Origin of the sequence: Brucella tritici, from assembly GCF_008932295.1 — a bacterium.
Classification (GTDB): domain Bacteria; phylum Pseudomonadota; class Alphaproteobacteria; order Rhizobiales; family Rhizobiaceae; genus Brucella; species Brucella tritici.
On sequence record NZ_WBWA01000006.1, the window covers coordinates 165083 to 183766 of the forward strand.

Genomic DNA, 18684 nt, shown 5'->3' on the forward strand with positions numbered 1-18684 from the left:
CGAAGGTGATGCAATAAGGAGAGTCGATGTTTAATGGCGACCTTCACCACGTATTGGCGAAAGCGTCAACCTTTTGCGGATGAAAAGCCTGAAAGCGAGAGTTTCATGTCAGATATCGTCACGAACCTGAACACGGTCAAGGCCGCAATCGCCACTGCCGAAGAGGAAGCACAGCGTGACAAGGGTTCCGTTACGCTTGTCGCTGTATCAAAAACCTTCGATGCGGAGGAAATCCGCCCGGCTCTCGACGCGGGCCAGCGCGTCTTCGGTGAAAACCGCGTGCAGGAAGCACAAGCCAAATGGCCAGGACTGCGCGAGGATTATTCCGGCATCGAACTGCATCTGATCGGCCCGCTGCAATCCAACAAGGCCGCCGATGCCGTCGCCCTGTTCGATGTCATCGAAACGGTCGACCGCGAAAAGATCGCAGCCGCCCTGGCCAGCGAGATCAAGAAGCAGAACAAGGCCCCAAAGCTCTACGTGCAGGTGAATACCGGACTTGAAGAACAGAAGGCCGGCATTGCACCGAAGGAAGCCGTCGCCTTTGTCGAGCGCTGCCGCAAGGAACATGGCCTCGCCATCGAGGGGCTGATGTGCATCCCGCCTGCGGATGAAAATCCGGGGCCGCATTTCGCTCTTCTGGAAAAGCTCGCCCGCGAGGCACAGGTCGAAAAGCTCTCCATGGGCATGTCGGGCGATTATGAAACCGCCATCGGTTTCGGCGCGACATCGGTGCGTGTCGGCTCGGCCATCTTCGGCGGGCGGAGCTATGCCAACCCCGCCTGAATTGTCACCCCTACTGTTTGTTTTTGTCGCATTATCCTACGCAAAACCGCTTCACACTTTTGCTGGAAATGCTCCTAGTGGTCTGATTCCGACATTTGCATCCCTAGGATATGAGCGCCGGGCAAATATCGGACGGGTATCAAACGTCAAATTCAATCCACTAATGCAGGACGATCTCGCCCTGCACATTCCTCCAGTCCGAGGGGCCAAGCAGCCGGAAATGCGTGTAGCTGACCGAATGCAACGGCCCGTCGATTTCCCGATTCCAGAATTCGATGAAATGATTGAGCACCGGAAAATCGGGCGCGAGGTCATAATCCTGCCAGACGAAAAGCTGCAGCAGATGCGGATGATCGGGCAAATGGTAGAAAACTTTCGCCGTCGTCAGACCATAACCGGCGAGCTGGAGTTCAAAGGCTGATTTTGCGTTCAAAGCGGACGTCGTCATGGCGATTTCCCCTTTTTGTGAAGAGCCTTATTGTCAGGCTCCTGAATAGGAGATAATCACTCCAAATGGTTTTTAAACTGTAAAAACAATATATTAGCACCAATCAACAGCGAGTGCTGCCAGTTGCCATTTCTGACGATGCGTCATTGTGGATCATAGACGCGCCGATTGTCTAATTTACCTTGCCCGCAATGGAAGGTAGACAGGGCACCCGATGGTCTCGCCTTTCACGGCAAGCCGTCTCATCCGGCGGGAGGTGCCGGTCAGTTTTTGGGTGCATTTATACGAGCGGGATATTGTCCGGCTCGCGGAATGCTGAAGGAGGAAATCATGTCGGAAAAGCTTTACCCGGTCCTTGCCGAGGCAAAGAGAAACACGCTCATCGACAACGCAACCTATCTCGACTGGTATCAGGAAAGCGTGAGCGACCCGGACAGCTTCTGGGCGAAGCACGGACGGCGCATCGACTGGTTCAAGCCTTTCACCAAGGTCAAGAACACCGATTTCAACGGCGATGTATCCATCAAATGGTATGAGGACGGCGTTACCAACGTTTCCTATAACTGTATCGACCGCCACCTGAAGAGCCGTGGTGATCAGGTCGCCATCATCTGGGAAGGCGACAATCCCTATATCGACAAGAAGATCACCTATCGCGAACTGCATGAGAATGTCTGCCGCCTCGCCAATGTGCTGAAGAAGCACGGCGTGAAGAAGGGCGACCGCGTCACGATCTATCTGCCGATGATCCCGGAAGCGGCCTATGCGATGCTGGCCTGCGCGCGCATCGGCGCTGTGCACTCGGTCGTCTTTGCCGGCTTCTCTCCGGAAGCGCTTGCCGGTCGTATCGTCGACTGCGAATCCACTTTCGTCATCACGGCCGACGAAGGCGTGCGCGGCGGCAAGCCGGTTCCGCTGAAGGAAAACACCGATACCGCCATCGACATTGCGGCCAAGCAATATGTCATGGTCAACAAGGTTCTCACCGTGCGCCGTACCGGCGGCAAGGTGAACTGGGGACCGGGCCGCGATCTCTGGTATCATCAGGAAGTCGCAAGCGTCGAACCGACCTGCGATCCGGAACCGATGAATGCGGAAGACCCGCTCTTCATCCTTTACACCTCCGGCTCCACCGGCAAGCCGAAGGGCGTGCTGCACACAACCGGCGGCTATCTCGTCTATGCATCAATGACGCATCAATATGTCTTCGACTATCATGACGGCGACATCTACTGGTGCACGGCGGATGTGGGCTGGGTGACGGGCCACTCCTATATCGTCTACGGCCCGCTGGCCAACGGCGCGACGACATTGATGTTCGAAGGCGTGCCCAACTTCCCCGATCAGGGACGTTTCTGGGAAGTCGTCGACAAGCATCACGTCAACATCTTCTACACGGCTCCGACGGCCATCCGCGCCCTGATGGGCGCAGGTGATGAATTCGTCACCCGCTCGTCGCGTTCGACGCTGCGCCTGCTCGGTTCGGTGGGCGAGCCGATCAATCCGGAAGCCTGGGAATGGTATTACAACGTCGTTGGTGACCAGCGGTCGCCGATTGTCGATACGTGGTGGCAGACGGAAACCGGCGGCATTCTCATCACCCCGCTGCCCGGCGCAACCGACCTCAAGCCGGGTTCGGCAACGCGTCCGTTCTTCGGCATCAGGCCGGAACTGGTGGACAATGAAGGCGCTGTCGTTGAAGGTGCCGTGGACGGCAATCTCTGCATCATTGATAGCTGGCCGGGCCAGATGCGTACGCTTTACGGCGATCACAAGCGCTTCATCGAAGCTTACTTCTCGACCTATAAGGGCAAGTACTTCACCGGTGACGGCTGCCGTCGCGACGAAGACGGTTACTACTGGATCACGGGCCGCGTCGATGACGTGCTCAACATTTCCGGCCACCGCCTCGGCACGGCGGAAATCGAATCGGCACTCGTCTCGCATCACTCGGTTTCAGAAGCCGCTGTCGTGGGCTATCCGCATCCGATCAAGGGACAAGGCATCTATTGCTACGTCACGCTGATGACCGGCGAAGCAGTTCAGGACGAAGACGCCCTGCGCAAGGAACTGACCCAGCACGTGCGCAAGGAAATCGGTCCTATTGCCACGCCGGACAAGATCCAGTTCTCGCCGGGCCTGCCGAAAACCCGCTCAGGCAAGATCATGCGCCGCATCCTGCGCAAGATCGCCGAAGACGATTTTGGCGCACTGGGCGATACCTCGACGCTGGCCGATCCGGGCGTCGTGGACGACCTGATCGAAAATCGTCAGAACAAGAAGTGACAAATGAAAGGCCGGGATTTCCCGGCCTTTTCACATTGCGATTAGACATTTGCTTTCGACATCTATCGAATAGATTTTCCGCGCCGCAACGACCTGAAATGTTTTTTCAAGCGGACGCATATGGGTGATCTCCCAAGCCAGCCAACCATCTTCGAAATATGAGGCACAAGCCGCTTTCATATCGTCCCGTGTAAAAGGCCGAACACGACCAATCCGGACCAGTGCTACCGCATAGCCATCCGGATCGTAATCGCCAGCTTTCTCCAGAAACCGCTGATTCTCGACAATCAGCAAATCTTCGCCTGCATCGAGATTGGGAAGCCAGCGTCTCACCTCCAGGGTTTTCTCCCCAGACGCTATTCGGCGACCGCTTGGAGCGACGATCGAGATTGCTTTTACCAGCATCGATAATCGATCCTCACAGGATAATCAGAAATCGATCGACCGACCCTTGATCTCCCAATCGCCGAAACGGGCGGGGTCCTTGCCGCCGCGACCGCCAAGTTCGCGGGGCGCTTCGCTTGCCTTTTCGGCAGCGCGGCGCGCTTCAGCTTCCTTCAGCGCGCGCTGGGCGGCAGGCGGCAGGTCTTCAAACGTGCGCTTGTCTACGTTTTCCGGGCTTTCGGTTGCTTCGTTTTTTTCGCTCATCGGTCACATTCCCGTTCTCGGTTTTTACTTCGAACATTGAAGCAAAGCCTGTTCATACCCATCATATAGGCAGAAAGACTTGCCGTGCAAAACCCTTACGGGTCATGCAGCCTAAGATTTGGAGACCGCCACGGATGAATATGACGAAAACTGCCATGCTGATCGCCCTCATGACGGTCATGTTCATGAGCATCGGCTATTTGCTGGGCGGCGGCGGAGGCATGATGATCGCGCTTTTGATCGCTGTCGCCATGAACCTGTTCGGCTACTGGAACTCCGACAAGATGGTGCTGCGCATGTACAATGCGCAGGAAGTGGATGAGCGCAGCGCACCGGACTATTACCGCATGGTAAGCGGGCTGGCTGCCAATGCGGGCCTTCCCATGCCGAAGGTCTATATCATTCATGAAGACCAGCCGAATGCCTTTGCCACGGGCCGCAATCCCGAAAATGCTGCCGTTGCAGCTACAACCGGGCTCCTCAACCGTCTGACGCCGGAAGAGGTCGCAGGCGTGATGGCGCATGAACTGGCGCACGTCCAGAACCGCGATACGCTGACCATGACGATCGTGGCAACGCTTGCCGGCGCCATATCCATGCTCGGCAATTTTGCCTTCTTCCTGGGCGGCAATCGTGAGAACGGCAACGGCATCATGGGCGTGGTCGGCACCATTCTCGCCATGATCGTCGCGCCCTTTGCCGCAATGATCGTGCAGATGGCCGTCAGCCGCACCCGCGAATATGCCGCCGACAAGCGCGGCGCGGAAATCTGCGGCAATCCGCTATGGCTGTCCTCAGCGTTGGGCAAGATCGCGCGTGGCGCCAAGGCCATCCCGAACGAGGAAGCCGAACACAACCCGGCAACCGCGCATATGTTCATCATCAATCCCTTGAGCGGACGCGGCGCGGATAATCTTTTTTCGACCCATCCGGACACCGATAACCGCATTGCAGCACTTGAACAGATGGCTGCCGAAATGGGCATCCGCTCTGGCGGAATGGCACCGCGTGCCGCTGCCCCTTCCCAAAGCAGCGGTCCATGGGGTAATGCAGGCGGTAACAGCAATGGCGGTTCCGGTTATCGGGGGCCGTGGTCCTAAATAAAGTAGAACAGTGTGAACGATAAAAAGCCCGCGCCGAAGCGTGGAAATAAAAAGCCGCAAATGAACACCAATGCCGCAGACCTGCGCCCCGGTCTCGCGGCGCGTTTGTGTGCTGCGCGCCTTCTCGGTGCGGTGATCGAAAAGAACACCTCGCTCGACGGCCTGACCGACAATACGCACGGTCATCCGCAATATCTGGCGCTGGAGCCGCGCGACCGCGCGCTGGTTCGCGCCATTATAGGTTCTGCGCTGCGCAATCGCGGCAGCATCGAACGCGCTATCAACAAGCGGCTCGACCGGCCACTGCCGGAAAATGCCGTGGCGTTGAAACATCTTCTGCATGTCGCCATCGCGCAGATTTTCTATCTCGACCTGCCCGACCATTCGGCGGTCGATCTGGCGGTGGAAGCGGCGAACAACGATCCTCGCAATCGCAAATATGCCGGTCTCGTCAATGCGCTGCTGCGTCGCCTGTCGCGTAACAAGGAACGTGCTCTCGCGCATACATTGCAGCCGGAAACCAATGTGCCGGAGTGGTTTGCCAAAAGCATCACCGACGCCTATGGCGCGGAAAAAGCAGCAGCCATTCTTGCCATGCATGCCTATGAGCCGCCGATCGATTTCACGGTCAAGGGCGACGCTAAGGCATGGGCTGAAAAGCTCGGCGGCACAGCCCTCCCCAATGGTTCGGTGCGCCTGCAAACAGTCGAAGGCAATCTCACTGACCTGCCCGGCTTTGCCGAGGGCGACTGGTGGGTGCAGGATGTGGCGGCAAGCCTGCCTGCGCGCCTGATGGGCGACATCAAGGGCAAACGGGTTGCCGACCTGTGCGCCGCCCCCGGCGGCAAGACGGCGCAGCTCGTACTTCAGGGCGCCGACGTGACCGCGCTCGACCTTTCCGAAAACCGGCTGAAGCGCCTGCGCGGCAATCTGGAACGTCTCGGCTTCGAGGCGAAGACTGTCGCCACCAATCTGATGGATTTCCAGCCGGACGAACTGTTCGATGCCGTGCTTCTGGATGCCCCCTGCTCTTCCACCGGCACGGTGCGCCGTCATCCGGATGTGCCTTGGACCAAGACGCCGCAGGACATAGCAAAGCTTGCCGAACTTCAGGGCAAGCTTTTGGCGCACGCGGCCACTCTGGTCAAACCCGGCGGCATAATCGTCTTTTCCAATTGTTCGCTGCACCCGCTCGAAGGCGAGGAAATGGCGCGCAAGGCAGCGGAAAATCCGCTGCTGGAGCCTTTCCCGATTACGGAGCAGGATTGCTCCAGTCTGAGCGGGCTTCTGGACGGGCTGGTGACGGCGGAAGGCTTTCTGCGATCCACTCCGGCAGACCTGCCGCCGGATCGTTTTGAGGGCAATCCGCAGATGGCTGGCATGGACGGCTTCTTCGCCGCCCGCTTCAAGCGCCGGTCCTGAGGCCAGCTACAAGCAGACAAATCGTAAAAATTGCCATAACGGGTCGCGATACCCGTTATGGTTAACGCTCGATTCACCATTTCTGTACAATTGTATCAAAGGAACGGGCTGTTCGATCTGGCCAAACAATAATGACAAACGATACGGAGAAAGACCGGGTGGCAGTCGCCCTCAGCGAAACCCCACATCTTTGGGGACTGGCCGTTGCACAGGCTTGGCGCAAGTTCAGCCGCCGTCTGCGCATGGGGCCTCTCTATCGCTGGCGCTTCACCGGCTTTACCCCGGATCGTATCCTGATCGCACCGCCTGATCTGCGCGTAGCAGACCCGCAATTGGCGCAGGAATTCTACCACGGCCGTTTTGCACTGGCCGGTCGTCTGGTCGAAACCGGCGGACTGTCGCCTTTCGCTGTCGAACCGCCGACGCCGGAATGGGAAGCAGCACTTCAAAGTTTCGGCTGGCTGCGTCATTTGAAAAGCGCCAATAGCGAACTGGCAACCGCCAATGCGCGCGCTCTCGTCGATGACTGGATGCGCATGTTCGGCAAGCGCATCGGCGGCATCGCCTGGTCGCCGGAAGTCACCGCCCAGCGCATCATCGCCTGGCTCCAGCATTCGAACCTCATTCTGTCGGGCGCTGAACTTCCCGCCTATCGCCGCTTCATGCGCTCGCTTGCCATGCAGGTGCGTTATCTGCGCACCGTTGCCGCCGCCATGGATGACGGCGAGGAACGGTTGCGCGCCCGCATCGCATTGGCATTTGCCGCTCTGGCTCTGCCTGTTTCGCCGCCGACTGCACGCGCCGCCCGGCGCAATCTGGAATACGAGCTGAAACGCCAGATTCTCCCCGATGGCGGACATATCTCGCGCAATCCCGTTACGGTGCTGGAGCTGCTGGCCGATCTTCTGCCGCTCCGCCAGACCTATGCCAATGGCACGGAAGCCCCGCCCAAAGCGTTGATCGAAGCCGTCGAGCGCATGTTGCCAGCCCTGCGCTTCTTCCGCCATCAGGATGGCAGCCTTGCGCTTTTCAACGGCGTCGGCCCGACCATGCCGGAACGCATCATCTCGGTTCTGCGGCATGATGAGACCGCCGGATCGCCGCTGACCCATGCGCCCTATTCCGGCTATGAACGGCTCTCGATGGGGTCGACCACCATCATCGCCGATACAGGACTGCCGCCGCCGGTGACCGCATCGCGGGATGCCCATGCCGGTTGTCTCGCCTTCGAAATGTCCTCCGGGCGCCAGCGCTATATCGTCAATTCCGGAATCGACCGTTTCGGCCCGCCGGAATTTCGCCCATTGGGCCGCTCGACGGCTGCACATTCCACCGCCACGATCAACGACACGTCCTCGTGCCGCTTCAGCCTCAATGCGGGTCTCTCCAACATGATTGGCACGCCGATCATTGCAGGCCCGACCCGCGTGCAGCGCGACCGGATCGAGGAAATGGGGCGGCAGGGTTTTGTCGCCAGCCACGACGGCTATGCGCGCCTGTTCGGCATCTATCATGAACGTCGCCTCGTGCTGTCGCACAATGGCAGCGTCATTCAAGGTGCAGACCGGTTCTATCGCGGCGATGGCCGTCCGTTGAAGGCAAACGGACGCGACAATATTGCCGTCCGTTTCCACCTGCATCCGTCGGTCGATATTTCCTTCGATGAGAACGGATTGATCGTTCTGTCGGCGGATCGAGACGATACCTGGGTCTTCTCCTGTTTTGAAGTTGCGCCGCAACTGGAGGATTCGATCTTCTTTGCAGGCTTCCGCGGCCCCGTGACATCGAAGCAGATCGTGCTCTCCTTCCCGGCTTCCGAATTGCCGGAAGTAAACTGGCAGTTCAGCCGCGTCGCACTCGGCAGTTACGTATAATTCGCTCTCCCGCTCCTCCCCTTCGAGACGGCGTCCTTCGGCAAGCTCAGGACGCCGTCTCGAAGGGTCGAGGGTCAATGGGATCGAATGCGGGGCAAGAAATACCTCTTCACCGTTCTTTTCCGGCCTTTTGCGGTAGGATTCTCGGCGCGCCTGTGTTAGGGCGAGCCGTCCACTTTCCTGAACGCATCCGTTTCAGCAACGAAGAGACCAACTCCCTATGGCTGTCAGCTCCAAGCATATTCCCGCTCCCGATCTTCATCGGGTGCGCCGCGCCCTCCTTTCCGTTTCCGACAAAACCGGCCTGATCGATTTCGCCAAAGCGCTTCATGCGCAGGGCGTCGAAATCCTTTCGACCGGCGGCACCGCCAAGTCGATTGCTGCCGAAGGCATTCCGGTGAAGGATGTGTCCGAAGTAACCGGCTTCCCGGAAATCATGGACGGGCGCGTCAAGACGCTGCATCCGGCAGTCCATGGCGGCCTGCTCGCCGTGCGCAACGACCCGGAACACGTCGCGGCCATGGAAGAACATGGTATTGGCGGCATCGATCTTGCCGTCATCAATCTCTATCCGTTCGAGGAAGTCCGCTTCAAGGGCGGCGACTACGACACGACGGTCGAGAACATCGACATTGGCGGCCCGGCTATGATCCGCGCTTCCGCCAAGAACCATGCCTATGTCGCAACGGTCGTCGATCCTGACGATTATGCCGACGTCGTCGCTGAACTGGAAAAGCATGCAGGCTCCCTGCCGCTTGCCTTCCGCAAAAAGCTCGCCGCCAAGGCCTTCTCGCGCACAGCAGCCTATGACGCAGCCATTTCCAACTGGTTCGCCGAAGCGATCAACGAAGAAACTCCGGTCTATCGCTCGGTCGCTGGCAAGCTGCATTCCGTCATGCGCTACGGTGAAAACCCGCACCAGACGGCTGGCTTTTATCTCACCGGCGAAAAGCGTCCCGGCGTTGCCACCGCGACCCAGCTTCAGGGCAAGCAGCTCTCCTACAACAACATCAACGACACCGATGCAGCTTTTGAACTCGTCGCAGAATTCGACCCTGCCCGCACCGCAGCCGTCGCCATCATCAAGCACGCCAATCCTTGCGGCGTGGCGGAAGCTTTCACCATCAAGGAAGCTTATTTGAAGGCACTCGCCTGCGATCCGGTTTCGGCTTTTGGCGGCATCGTCGCGCTCAACAAGACGCTCGATGAGGAAGCCGCTGAAGAGATCGTCAAGATCTTCACCGAAGTCATCATTGCACCAGATGCCACCGAAGGCGCACAGGCCATCGTCGCAGCCAAGAAGAACCTGCGCCTCCTGGTGACCGGTGGTCTGCCGGACCCGCGCGCCAAGGGCATTGCCGCCAAGACGGTTGCCGGTGGCCTGCTGGTTCAGTCACGCGACAACGGCGTAGTCGATGATCTCGACCTCAAGGTCGTCACCAAGCGCGCGCCGACCGAAGCCGAACTCAACGATATGAAATTCGCCTTCCGCGTCGGCAAGCATGTGAAGTCGAACGCCATCGTCTATGTGAAGGACGGCGCAACGGTCGGCATCGGCGCAGGCCAGATGAGCCGCGTCGATTCGGCCCGTATCGCAGCCCGCAAGGCTGAAGATGCAGCAGAAGCCGCCGGTCTTGCAGAACCGCTCACCAAGGGTTGCGTGGTCGCTTCCGATGCGTTCTTCCCGTTTGCCGACGGTCTGCTTTCCGCCGTTCAGGCCGGTGCAACCGCCGTCATCCAGCCAGGCGGTTCGATGCGGGACGACGAAGTGATCGCCGCCGCCGACGAACATGGCATCGCCATGGTCATGACGGGGATGCGCCACTTCCGGCATTAGGGCTTTTACGCATTATCCTGCGCGAAGCCGCTTCGCATTTTTGCTGGAAATGCTGTTTCTTTCGCATTGTCCCACGCAAAACCGCTTCGCACTTTTGCTGGAAATGCTCTAACCCCTTATAAAAAAGCACTTATCGAGGCCCCGGAACCAACCATTCCGGGGCTTTCGTTTAGATCGGTTCTGATCCCAGCGGAATCCAGGAACCGATCTATCTCTTTGTTTTTTCGCATTATCCTACGCAAAACCGCTTCGCACTTTTGCTGGAAATGCTCTAGTTTGAGTTTCATATTGTTTCGTTTAAATTCGTTTTCAGCATAGACCGGATCAACGGAGGAGCCCGCCCCATGACGCAGTTTATCGGTTCCATCGACCAGGGAACCACGAGTTCGCGTTTCATCATTTTCGACAGGCAGGGCGATATCGTCGCGAGCGACCAGCGCGAACATGAGCAGATTTATCCGAAGGCGGGCTGGGTCGAACACAATCCGATAGAAATCTGGCGCAACACACAGCATGTCATTGCCGCCGCACTCAAAAAGGCAAAACTGAAGGCAAGCGATATTGCTTCGGTCGGCATCACCAATCAGCGCGAAACCACGCTGCTGTGGGACCGGACGACCGGCGCGCCGCTCTATAATGCTATTGTCTGGATGGATACGCGCACCGACGAACTTGTTGCCCGATACACGAAAGAGGGTGGCGCGGACCGCTTGCGCGCCAAGACGGGCCTGCCGATCTCAACCTATTTTTCCGGCCTTAAGCTGCGCTGGATACTCGATAATGTTCCCGGTGCGCGTGAAAAGGCCGAAGCCGGAGACGCACTTTTCGGCACCATCGACACATGGCTGGTCTGGAACCTGACCGGCGGCACCGATGGCGGCATTCACGTCACCGACGTGACCAATGCGTCCCGTACCCAGCTCATGGACCTTTCGACGCTGAAATGGGACGAGGACATTCTCCGTCTTTTCGATATTCCGTCGGCCTGCCTGCCGGAAATCCGCTCTTCAAGCGAAGTCTATGGCGAGATCACCCTGCCCTCGCTTTCCGGCGTCAAACTTGCGGGCATTCTGGGCGACCAGCAGGCAGCGCTCTTCGGTCAGGCATGTCTGGAACCGGGCGAAGCCAAGAACACCTATGGCACAGGCTGCTTCATGCTGATGAACACCGGCGAGAAACTGGTGCCCTCCAATTACGGCCTGCTGACCACGGTTGCCTACAAGCTCGACGGCGCCAAACCGGTTTATGCGCTGGAAGGCTCCATCGCCATTACCGGCGCTCTGGTGCAGTGGCTGCGCGACAATCTCGGCATCATCAGAAACAGCAGCGACATCGAAACGATGGCGCGCACCGTCGAAGACAATGGCGATGTTTATTTCGTTCCAGCCTTTTCCGGTCTCTTTGCACCGCATTGGCAGGATTCAGCGCGCGGCATCATCGCTGGCCTCACCCGCTTCGCCAACAAGGGCCACATTGCCCGCGCGGCTCTGGAAGCGAGCGCCTATCAGGTCCGCGAAGTACTGGATGCGATGGTGAAGGATTCCGGTGTCGAGATCACGGAACTGCGCGCCGATGGCGGCATGACCATCAATGAACTGCTCATGCAGTTCCAGTCCGACATTCTGCATGTGCCGGTTGTGCGCCCGAAAATCATAGAGACGACGGCACTGGGCGCTGCCTACGCGGCGGGGCTCGCCGTCGGCTACTGGAAATCGACGAAGGACATTGTGGAGAACTGGCAGGTGGGCCATCGCTGGCATCCGCGAATGTCCGCTGAGGAAAGCACGCGCCTGTTCAATGCGTGGGAAAAGGCCGTGCAGCGTTCGCTTGGCTGGATTGAATAGAAGTCTCGCCCCGGCCCGTCACGACGGGCTGGTTGCAGCCAGCTTGTCAGCCGGATAAGGCGTCATTGCAATCAGCACCAGACCGACCGCAAAGAATATGACCAGCACCGACATGCCCAGCGCCGCCGATCCGCTCAGCGCCGTGATGGTGGCAACCAGAAACGGCCCAAGGAAGCTGGTCGCACGCCCGGCGAGCGCATAGATGCCGAAATAGCGGCCCGATTCCTCCGGCTTGATGCTGCGGGCAAACCATGAACGCGACGAGGCCTGAACCGGACCGAAGGCTGCACCAATCATCAGACCGTAAATCAGATAGGCGTGTTCTGCCGCGCTGGAGAACAGTCCTTGTGTTGTGGGAGATGCGAAAGGCATCAGGCCGAACAAAGTGTAATCGCGTCCGGTCGAGACAATGCCTATAGAAGCAAGCAGCACCAGCACCAGCGAAAAGATCACGACAGCCTTGGAACCAATCCGTGTATCGACGCGGCTTGCGACCAGACAACTGAAAATCGCCATGACATTCATCACCATGCCGAAAAGCCCGATCTCGGTGATCGTCCAGCTGAACAAGGCTGCCGCATAGCCCGCACCGAGAGCCAGCGTAGCATTGACGCCATCCTGATAAATCATGCGCGCGACAAGGAAGCGGACAAGTCCGGACCGTTTGCGCGCCTCGGTGAGCGTAACCTTCAGTTCTGCAAAGCCGGAGCGCAACGCCTTGCGCAGAGGCTCGCCGCGCTCCGCGTCCGGCGTGAACAAAAACATTGGCAGGATGAAAACGAAATACCACAGGGCAGCCAGCGGTCCGGTAATGCGCGCATCCTCCCCCAGTACGGGATCGAGACCGAACAGGGGCTTCATGCCGATGATCGTTGTGCCTGTTTCAGGCGAGGCCGCCAGACATAGCACCACGAAAATGAGTACGATCATGCCGCCCAGATAGCCGAGCCCCCAGGCGATATTGGAGACACGCCCGATATCGTTGCTCGGCACCAGACGCGGCATCATGGAATCATTGAAGACGATGGAAAATTCGGCAGCCACCATGGCCATCGAAAACGCACACAGTACCCAGAACAGGTTCGCACCCGGAACGGCGAACCACAGCAGGCAGAGGCCTATAATCTTCAGCACGGCGAAGAAAGCGATCCAGGGCTTGCGCGCACCTGTCCGGTCGGCCACCGCTCCCAGGATCGGTGAAAGCACAGCAATGAGAAAGCCGGCAGCGGCAAAGCCATAACCCCAGGCCACCTGGCCGGCTTCAGGATTTTCTGCCATGCGCGAGATGAAATAAGGCCCGAAGATGAACGTGGTCACGACGGTAAAAAAGGGCTGCGCCGCCCAGTCAAAAAATATCCAGCCCCAGATGCCACGCCGCGAGGCATAGCTGCGGGCAGCCGCAACCTGATCGCTCAATTGCTCTTTCCTTCCCCCCGGACAAGAAGTTGGCCCAACCATTGACCGGCCAGTCGGTCGGAAGCCTCTCCTTTATCAGCCGCACCTTATAACCCGAAACTCGGCTTCAAAAGAAACAAAAAGGGCGACCGAAGCCGCCCTTTTGCAAGTTTATGTCGTTGTTTTCTATTGGGCCAGATCGGACATCAGGCCCGCTGCAACCGCCAGTCGCGAGACCGTCAGGTCACCACCTTCCGTCAGCGCCACCATGCGGTTTTTCACCTGCTCAATGCGCGCGCCATCGGCTGCAAACCAGGCTGCTGCCGGGTCCTTGTCCTTGGCAAAACGCTTGAGCGCCGCAATGGTGATACCGCGTGCGGCCTGCGTGATCGTATCGCTTGCTCGTGACAGAGCAAGCCCGTCATAATAGTCCGTGACGGGGATGGAGCGCGCGGCTTCCTCGATGCGTCCGATGCGGAAGGCTTCCGAAACACCGAAATAGGTCTTGGCGGTTACCACCCTGTCGGCATCGGCCAGATGCGCGATCAGCGCGATGTCCGGCATGATGCCTGCAAGCTGCAGATTGGCAAGACGCTGGGCCAGCTTTTCCGGTGCACCCTTTTCCACGAAAGCAGCCTTGTCAGCCTGCAGCGTGCTCTTCAGGTATTCCGGCATCAGACCGTCGAAACGCGGCTCCAGCTCGGCACGTGCCCTGGTGATCGTGTCCACCAGTTCCGTCAGATTGGCGCGTGTCGTATCGTTGCGCAGCACCCAGGCTGTCGTCGCCTGCAACATTTCGCCGACGAGATGATAGAACTGGTTCTGCACATCGCCCGGCACCTTGCTGTCGAGTGCATCAATGGCATCATAGATCGTGTCGATATCGAAGCCGTCACGCACCGCCACATAGGCGCGGACGATATCGGCAGGCGACTTGCCGGTCGTATCGGCCAGACGGCTGATGAAGGTGATACCGCCACGGTTGATGACATCGTTTGCCAGCAAAGTAGCGACGATTTCACGGCGCAGACGATGGCCGGAGATTTCCTCGGCATAAGTCTTGGTCATGCGCTTCGGGAAATAGCCGAACAGCAGCGACTGGAAGTAAGGCTCATCCGGAAGCTGGCTTGCCACCAGATCATCCGACAGCGACAGCTTGGCATAAGCAAGCAGAACCGCCAGTTCCGGACGCGTCAGCGGCTGGCCCGCCTTCTGGCGTTCGGCCAGAAGCGCATCGGATGGCAGATACTCGACCTTGCGATCAAGAAGCTTGCGATTTTCGAGTTCCGCCATGAACCGCGCCTGATAAGGCAGCTCTGCCAGACCCTGCCTTTCGCTGAGCGAAAGCGCCAGCGGCTGCAGATAGTTGTTGCGCAGAACCAGTTCGGACACATCATCGGTCATGCTGACCAGAAGCTTGTTGCGTGCCGGGCGCTTGAGATTGCCCGAACGCATGGCAGCGGCCAGAGCGATCTTGATGTTGACCTCGACGTCCGAGCAGTTGACGCCTGCCGAATTGTCGATGGCGTCCGTATTACCGCGACCGCCTGCCAGCGCATATTCGATACGCCCGCGCTGCGTTACGCCAAGATTTGCACCTTCGCCGATCACCCGTGCACCAACTTCCGAGCCGGTGATGCGGATCGCATCATTGGCGCGGTCACCTACCTGCGCATCCGTTTCGGCAGACGAGCGGATATAGGTGCCGATACCGCCGAACCAGAGGAGATCGACCTTCGATTTCAAAATCGCAGTCATGATTTCCTGCGGCGTGCCGGAGGTCTTTCCAAGGCCGATGGCTGCAGCAGCTTCCGGCGAAAGCGTGATCGTCTTCTGGCTGCGGCTATAGATGCCGCCACCAGCCGAAAGCTTGGAACGGTCATAATCCTGCCAGCTCGAACGCGGCAGTTCAAACAGACGCTTGCGCTCGACAAAGCCGTCGGCTGGAACCGGGTTCGGATCGATGAAGATATCACGATGGTCGAACGCAGCCACCAGCTTGATCTGTTCGGAAAGCAGCATGCCGTTGCCGAACACGTCACCGGACATGTCGCCCACACCGGCAACCGTGAAAGGTTCGGTCTGGATATCCATGTCAAATTCACGGAAATGCCGCTTCACGGCTTCCCATGCGCCGCGCGCAGTGATGCCCATGCCCTTGTGGTCGTAACCGGCGGAACCGCCGGATGCGAAGGCATCGTCCAGCCAGAAATCATGTGCCTGGCTGATGGCATTGGCCGTATCGGAGAAGGTGGCCGTGCCCTTATCGGCTGCAACGACGAAATAAGGATCGTCATTGTCATGGCGCACGACTTCCGCCGGCGGCACGACATGATTGTCCTCGATATTGTCGGTGACCGACAGAAGCGTGGAGATGAACACCTTGTAGGCATCGCGACCAGCTTCAAACACCGCATTGCGATCGCCGCCGACCGGCAGACGCTTCGGATAGAAGCCGCCCTTGGCGCCAACCGGCACGATCACCGCGTTCTTGACCTGCTGTGCCTTCACAAGGCCCAGCACTTCTGTGCGATAATCCTGTGCGCGGTCCGACCAGCGCAGACCACCGCGGGCGACAGCGCCGAAGCGCAGATGCACGCCTTCCACTTCCGGCCCATAGACGAAGATTTCGCGATAGGGGCGCGGGTCCGGCAGACCTTCGACCAGACGCGGATTGAGCTTGAAGGCAAAGGTGACACGTGGCTTGCCATCGGCATCCGGCTGATAGGCATTGGTGCGCAGCGTCGCTTCGATCAGATTGCGGAACCGGCGCAAAATCTGGTCGTCGTCGATGCTCGGCACGCCGAGCAACGCGGTCTCGATGGCATCGACCAGCTTCTTTTCAGCCGCATCGCGGCGCTTGGCCGATGGGTTGAAGCGCAGGTCGAACAACGAATAGAGATCGCTGGCGATTTCCGGATAACGGTTCAGCGCTGCGGCGATGAAGCCCTGCGAATAGGCGATACCTGCCTGCTGTAGATAACGGCCATAGGAACGCAGGATCATGATCTGGCGTGCCGTCAGGCGCGCGGTCTGCACCAGCGCGTTATAGCCGTCATTATCGGCCAGACCGTCCCAGACATTGCGGAACACATCTTCCAGCATCTCGCCATCGTCGGAGAGATCGACGGCCAAGCCATAGGCGTTCACGAGCTGCATGTCGTGCACGTAAACGGCAGCGCCATCCTTGCCAGCATGCGGCAGGTCGATGGTCTGCTCGCTGACGACACGGAAACCCATGTTTTCCAGGAGTGGCACGCGCTGCGACAGCACTACCGGCGCACCGTGATGATAGAGCTTCAGCGAAACCGCATCGGGACCATCGGTGCGATAACGATAGAAGTCCACGAAAAGCGGCGCCTCTGCGCTGAGGCCAGCGATGCGCTCTGCATCGACAAGTGCTTCCGGCGCGGTGAAGATTTCGCGATAGGATGGCGGGAAGCTTGCAGCAAGCGCGACGGTCTTTGCGTCTGCATTGTCAGAGCTTTCACGCACCGCATCGTCCCATGTGCGCACGATGGAACGCACTTCCGCTTCCAGCGCTTCGCGATCCACATGCGGCGTGGAGCGCTCATGACGCCGGATGACGAACTGAACGCGCGTCAGGCCGTTCTGCAGGAAGACCGGGTGGAATTCGAAACTGTCGCCGCCATAGACGTCAACCAGATAATGACCGATCTTTTCGCGCACGACCGAGTCGTAACGGTCACGCGGGATATAGACCAGCACGGTGGCAAAACGACCGAAGCGATCGAGACGCGGAACAGCACGCACGCGCGGACGTTCGCCGAGCGCCAGGATCAGTTCGGCATTCGCCGTCAGGCTTTCCACATCAATCTGGAAAAGCTCGTCACGCGGATATTCTTCCAGCACGTTGATGAGCGCCTTGCCCGAATGGTCCTCGCGGTTGAAGCCGAGATGCTTGATGACGGCATCGGCCTTGGAGCGGATGAACGGAATGCCTGCAACCGAACTCGTATAGGCAACGGAAGTAAAGAGACCGACCAGGCGCAATTCGCCGATGGCCTCGCCCTTCTCGCCGAATATCTTCACGCCGACATAATCGAGATAGGAGCGGCGATGCACCAGCGAAAGCGAATTCGCCTTGGTGACGATCAGCGGCTCGTTGCTGTCGAGGAATTCGGTTACCTCACGCGGCGTCACCGTGTCGTCGTCATGCTTGCGCAGAACGCGGACTTCATTGTCGTTGAGGATGCCGAGCGTTTCCTTGACCGGAACCAGCTCACGCTTGTCGCCCTTGCCCTTGAAGGTCAGTTCGCGAAGCCCGAGGAAGATGAAACGGTCGTCGCGCAGCCATTCCAGAAACGCGATGGCTTCCGGCATGGCCGGATCGCTCGTCATTTCGGAAACGCGCTTGTAATCGGCGATAGCGCCGTCGAGACGCTTCAGCATCGGCTTCCAGTCGCTGACAGCGGCACGGACCTGTCCGAGCACGCGCTTGATCGCGGCGGTCAGGTCGGCCTTGGCCTGCTTGTCGAGGGCTGGAAGATGAATCTGTACCAGGCTGACGCGCTCAACGCCCTTGGCAGGCGCGAGCTGCGATGCTTCGCCCAGAATGACGAGCTCGTCTTTTTCGCGCGCAATATCCAGAACCGGATGCACAACCATGAAAATCTGGCCGACATGATCGTTCAGCTCACCCATGATGGAGTCGAGCAGGAACGGCATATTGTCGTTGACGATGGTGATGACACTCACCGGCCGACCATGGCGTTCGATACCGTTATCGAGGCTGATGATGCTCTTGCCCTTGCGATAGGATTCGAGGGCGGCATAGCCGTGACGGGCTGAACTGTCGAGAGCGGCAGCATCGTAAGCGGCCAGATCTTCTGGCGGCGCCCATTCGAAGAGAAGCTGTGAGAAGGCCGTAAGCGCCTTCGACTTGCCTCCCTTCTTCTCCTCCTTGCTTGCCTTGGAACCTTTAACCTTGCTCGACCGATCCTGCTTTGCAGTCACGTCGGATACTCCTGTCATGATGGCAATGCGCGCCAAACTAGCAGATTAGGCATTGGTTTCGATG

General features: G+C 58.8%; 12 protein-coding genes. 7 read left to right on the top strand and 5 right to left on the bottom strand.

Features of this window, described 5'->3' with window-relative positions; all coding sequences use genetic code 11:
* Window positions 1–105: 105 nt before the first annotated feature.
* Window positions 106–786 carry a YggS family pyridoxal phosphate-dependent enzyme gene (locus F9K91_RS08960; protein ID WP_151555904.1) on the top strand — a complete coding sequence of 227 codons (681 nt, stop codon included), beginning with the start codon at window positions 106–108 and terminating at the stop codon, window positions 784–786.
* Between the two features lie 160 nt (window positions 787–946).
* On the opposite strand, the gene F9K91_RS08965 is transcribed toward F9K91_RS08960, so the two are convergent.
* Window positions 947–1234: an usg protein gene (locus tag F9K91_RS08965; RefSeq protein WP_006471250.1), complete on the bottom strand. Its 288-nt coding sequence runs from the start codon at window positions 1232–1234 to the stop codon at window positions 947–949.
* Window positions 1235–1564: 330 nt separating this feature from the next.
* Between F9K91_RS08965 and acs the strand changes: the two genes are divergently transcribed.
* Window positions 1565–3520: an acetate--CoA ligase gene (gene acs / locus F9K91_RS08970; RefSeq protein WP_151555905.1), complete on the top strand. Its 1956-nt coding sequence runs from the start codon at window positions 1565–1567 to the stop codon at window positions 3518–3520.
* Between the two features lie 30 nt (window positions 3521–3550).
* On the opposite strand, the gene F9K91_RS08975 is transcribed toward acs, so the two are convergent.
* Both F9K91_RS08975 and F9K91_RS08980 read right to left on the bottom strand, forming a co-directional pair.
* Window positions 3551–3925 (bottom strand): ASCH domain-containing protein, encoded by a 375-nt coding sequence (locus F9K91_RS08975; RefSeq protein WP_151555906.1) that lies wholly within the window; start codon window positions 3923–3925, stop codon window positions 3551–3553.
* Between the two features lie 24 nt (window positions 3926–3949).
* On the bottom strand, window positions 3950–4168 hold the full coding sequence (locus F9K91_RS08980; protein ID WP_151555907.1) for a DUF1674 domain-containing protein: 219 nt from the start codon (window positions 4166–4168) through the stop codon (window positions 3950–3952).
* A gap of 134 nt (window positions 4169–4302) precedes the next feature.
* Between F9K91_RS08980 and htpX the strand changes: the two genes are divergently transcribed.
* From htpX to glpK, 5 genes are all read left to right on the top strand, one after another.
* The gene (gene htpX, locus F9K91_RS08990) at window positions 4303–5268 is read left to right on the top strand and encodes a zinc metalloprotease HtpX (RefSeq protein WP_151555908.1); all 966 of its coding nucleotides are present in this window, start codon (window positions 4303–4305) and stop codon (window positions 5266–5268) included.
* Window positions 5269–5283: 15 nt separating this feature from the next.
* Window positions 5284–6693 (top strand): RsmB/NOP family class I SAM-dependent RNA methyltransferase, encoded by a 1410-nt coding sequence (locus F9K91_RS08995; protein WP_151555909.1) that lies wholly within the window; start codon window positions 5284–5286, stop codon window positions 6691–6693.
* 131 nt (window positions 6694–6824) lie between these two features.
* A complete protein-coding gene (locus tag F9K91_RS09000) occupies window positions 6825–8567 on the top strand; it encodes a heparinase II/III family protein (RefSeq protein ID WP_010661483.1) in 1743 nt (580 codons plus the stop codon).
* A 220-nt stretch (window positions 8568–8787) separates the two neighbouring features.
* Complete coding sequence (gene purH / locus F9K91_RS09005) at window positions 8788–10404, top strand: bifunctional phosphoribosylaminoimidazolecarboxamide formyltransferase/IMP cyclohydrolase (protein ID WP_151555910.1); 1617 nt, start codon at window positions 8788–8790, stop codon at window positions 10402–10404.
* 344 nt (window positions 10405–10748) lie between these two features.
* Entirely contained in the window at window positions 10749–12248 is a 1500-nt protein-coding gene (gene glpK / locus F9K91_RS09010; protein WP_151555911.1) for a glycerol kinase GlpK, read from the top strand.
* 18 nt (window positions 12249–12266) lie between these two features.
* Here the strand turns inward: glpK and F9K91_RS09015 are convergent, their stop codons facing one another.
* Both F9K91_RS09015 and F9K91_RS09020 read right to left on the bottom strand, forming a co-directional pair.
* A complete protein-coding gene (locus F9K91_RS09015; RefSeq protein ID WP_412842154.1) occupies window positions 12267–13664 on the bottom strand; it encodes an MFS transporter in 1398 nt (465 codons plus the stop codon).
* Between the two features lie 165 nt (window positions 13665–13829).
* The gene (locus tag F9K91_RS09020; RefSeq protein ID WP_151555943.1) at window positions 13830–18620 is read right to left on the bottom strand and encodes an NAD-glutamate dehydrogenase; all 4791 of its coding nucleotides are present in this window, start codon (window positions 18618–18620) and stop codon (window positions 13830–13832) included.
* Between the last annotated feature and the right edge of the window lie 64 nt (window positions 18621–18684).

Excerpts from the sequence above, each read along its gene's own strand:
- F9K91_RS08960 (WP_151555904.1), top strand. The coding sequence starts at position 106 with ATGTCAGATATCGTCACGAACCTGAACACGGTCAAGGCCGCAATCGCC.
- F9K91_RS08965 (WP_006471250.1), bottom strand. The coding sequence starts at position 1,234 with ATGACGACGTCCGCTTTGAACGCAAAATCAGCCTTTGAACTCCAGCTC.
- acs (WP_151555905.1), top strand. The coding sequence starts at position 1,565 with ATGTCGGAAAAGCTTTACCCGGTCCTTGCCGAGGCAAAGAGAAACACG.
- F9K91_RS08975 (WP_151555906.1), bottom strand. The coding sequence starts at position 3,925 with ATGCTGGTAAAAGCAATCTCGATCGTCGCTCCAAGCGGTCGCCGAATA.
- F9K91_RS08980 (WP_151555907.1), bottom strand. The coding sequence starts at position 4,168 with ATGAGCGAAAAAAACGAAGCAACCGAAAGCCCGGAAAACGTAGACAAG.
- htpX (WP_151555908.1), top strand. The coding sequence starts at position 4,303 with ATGAATATGACGAAAACTGCCATGCTGATCGCCCTCATGACGGTCATG.
- F9K91_RS09000 (WP_010661483.1), top strand. The coding sequence starts at position 6,825 with ATGACAAACGATACGGAGAAAGACCGGGTGGCAGTCGCCCTCAGCGAA.
- purH (WP_151555910.1), top strand. The coding sequence starts at position 8,788 with ATGGCTGTCAGCTCCAAGCATATTCCCGCTCCCGATCTTCATCGGGTG.
- glpK (WP_151555911.1), top strand. The coding sequence starts at position 10,749 with ATGACGCAGTTTATCGGTTCCATCGACCAGGGAACCACGAGTTCGCGT.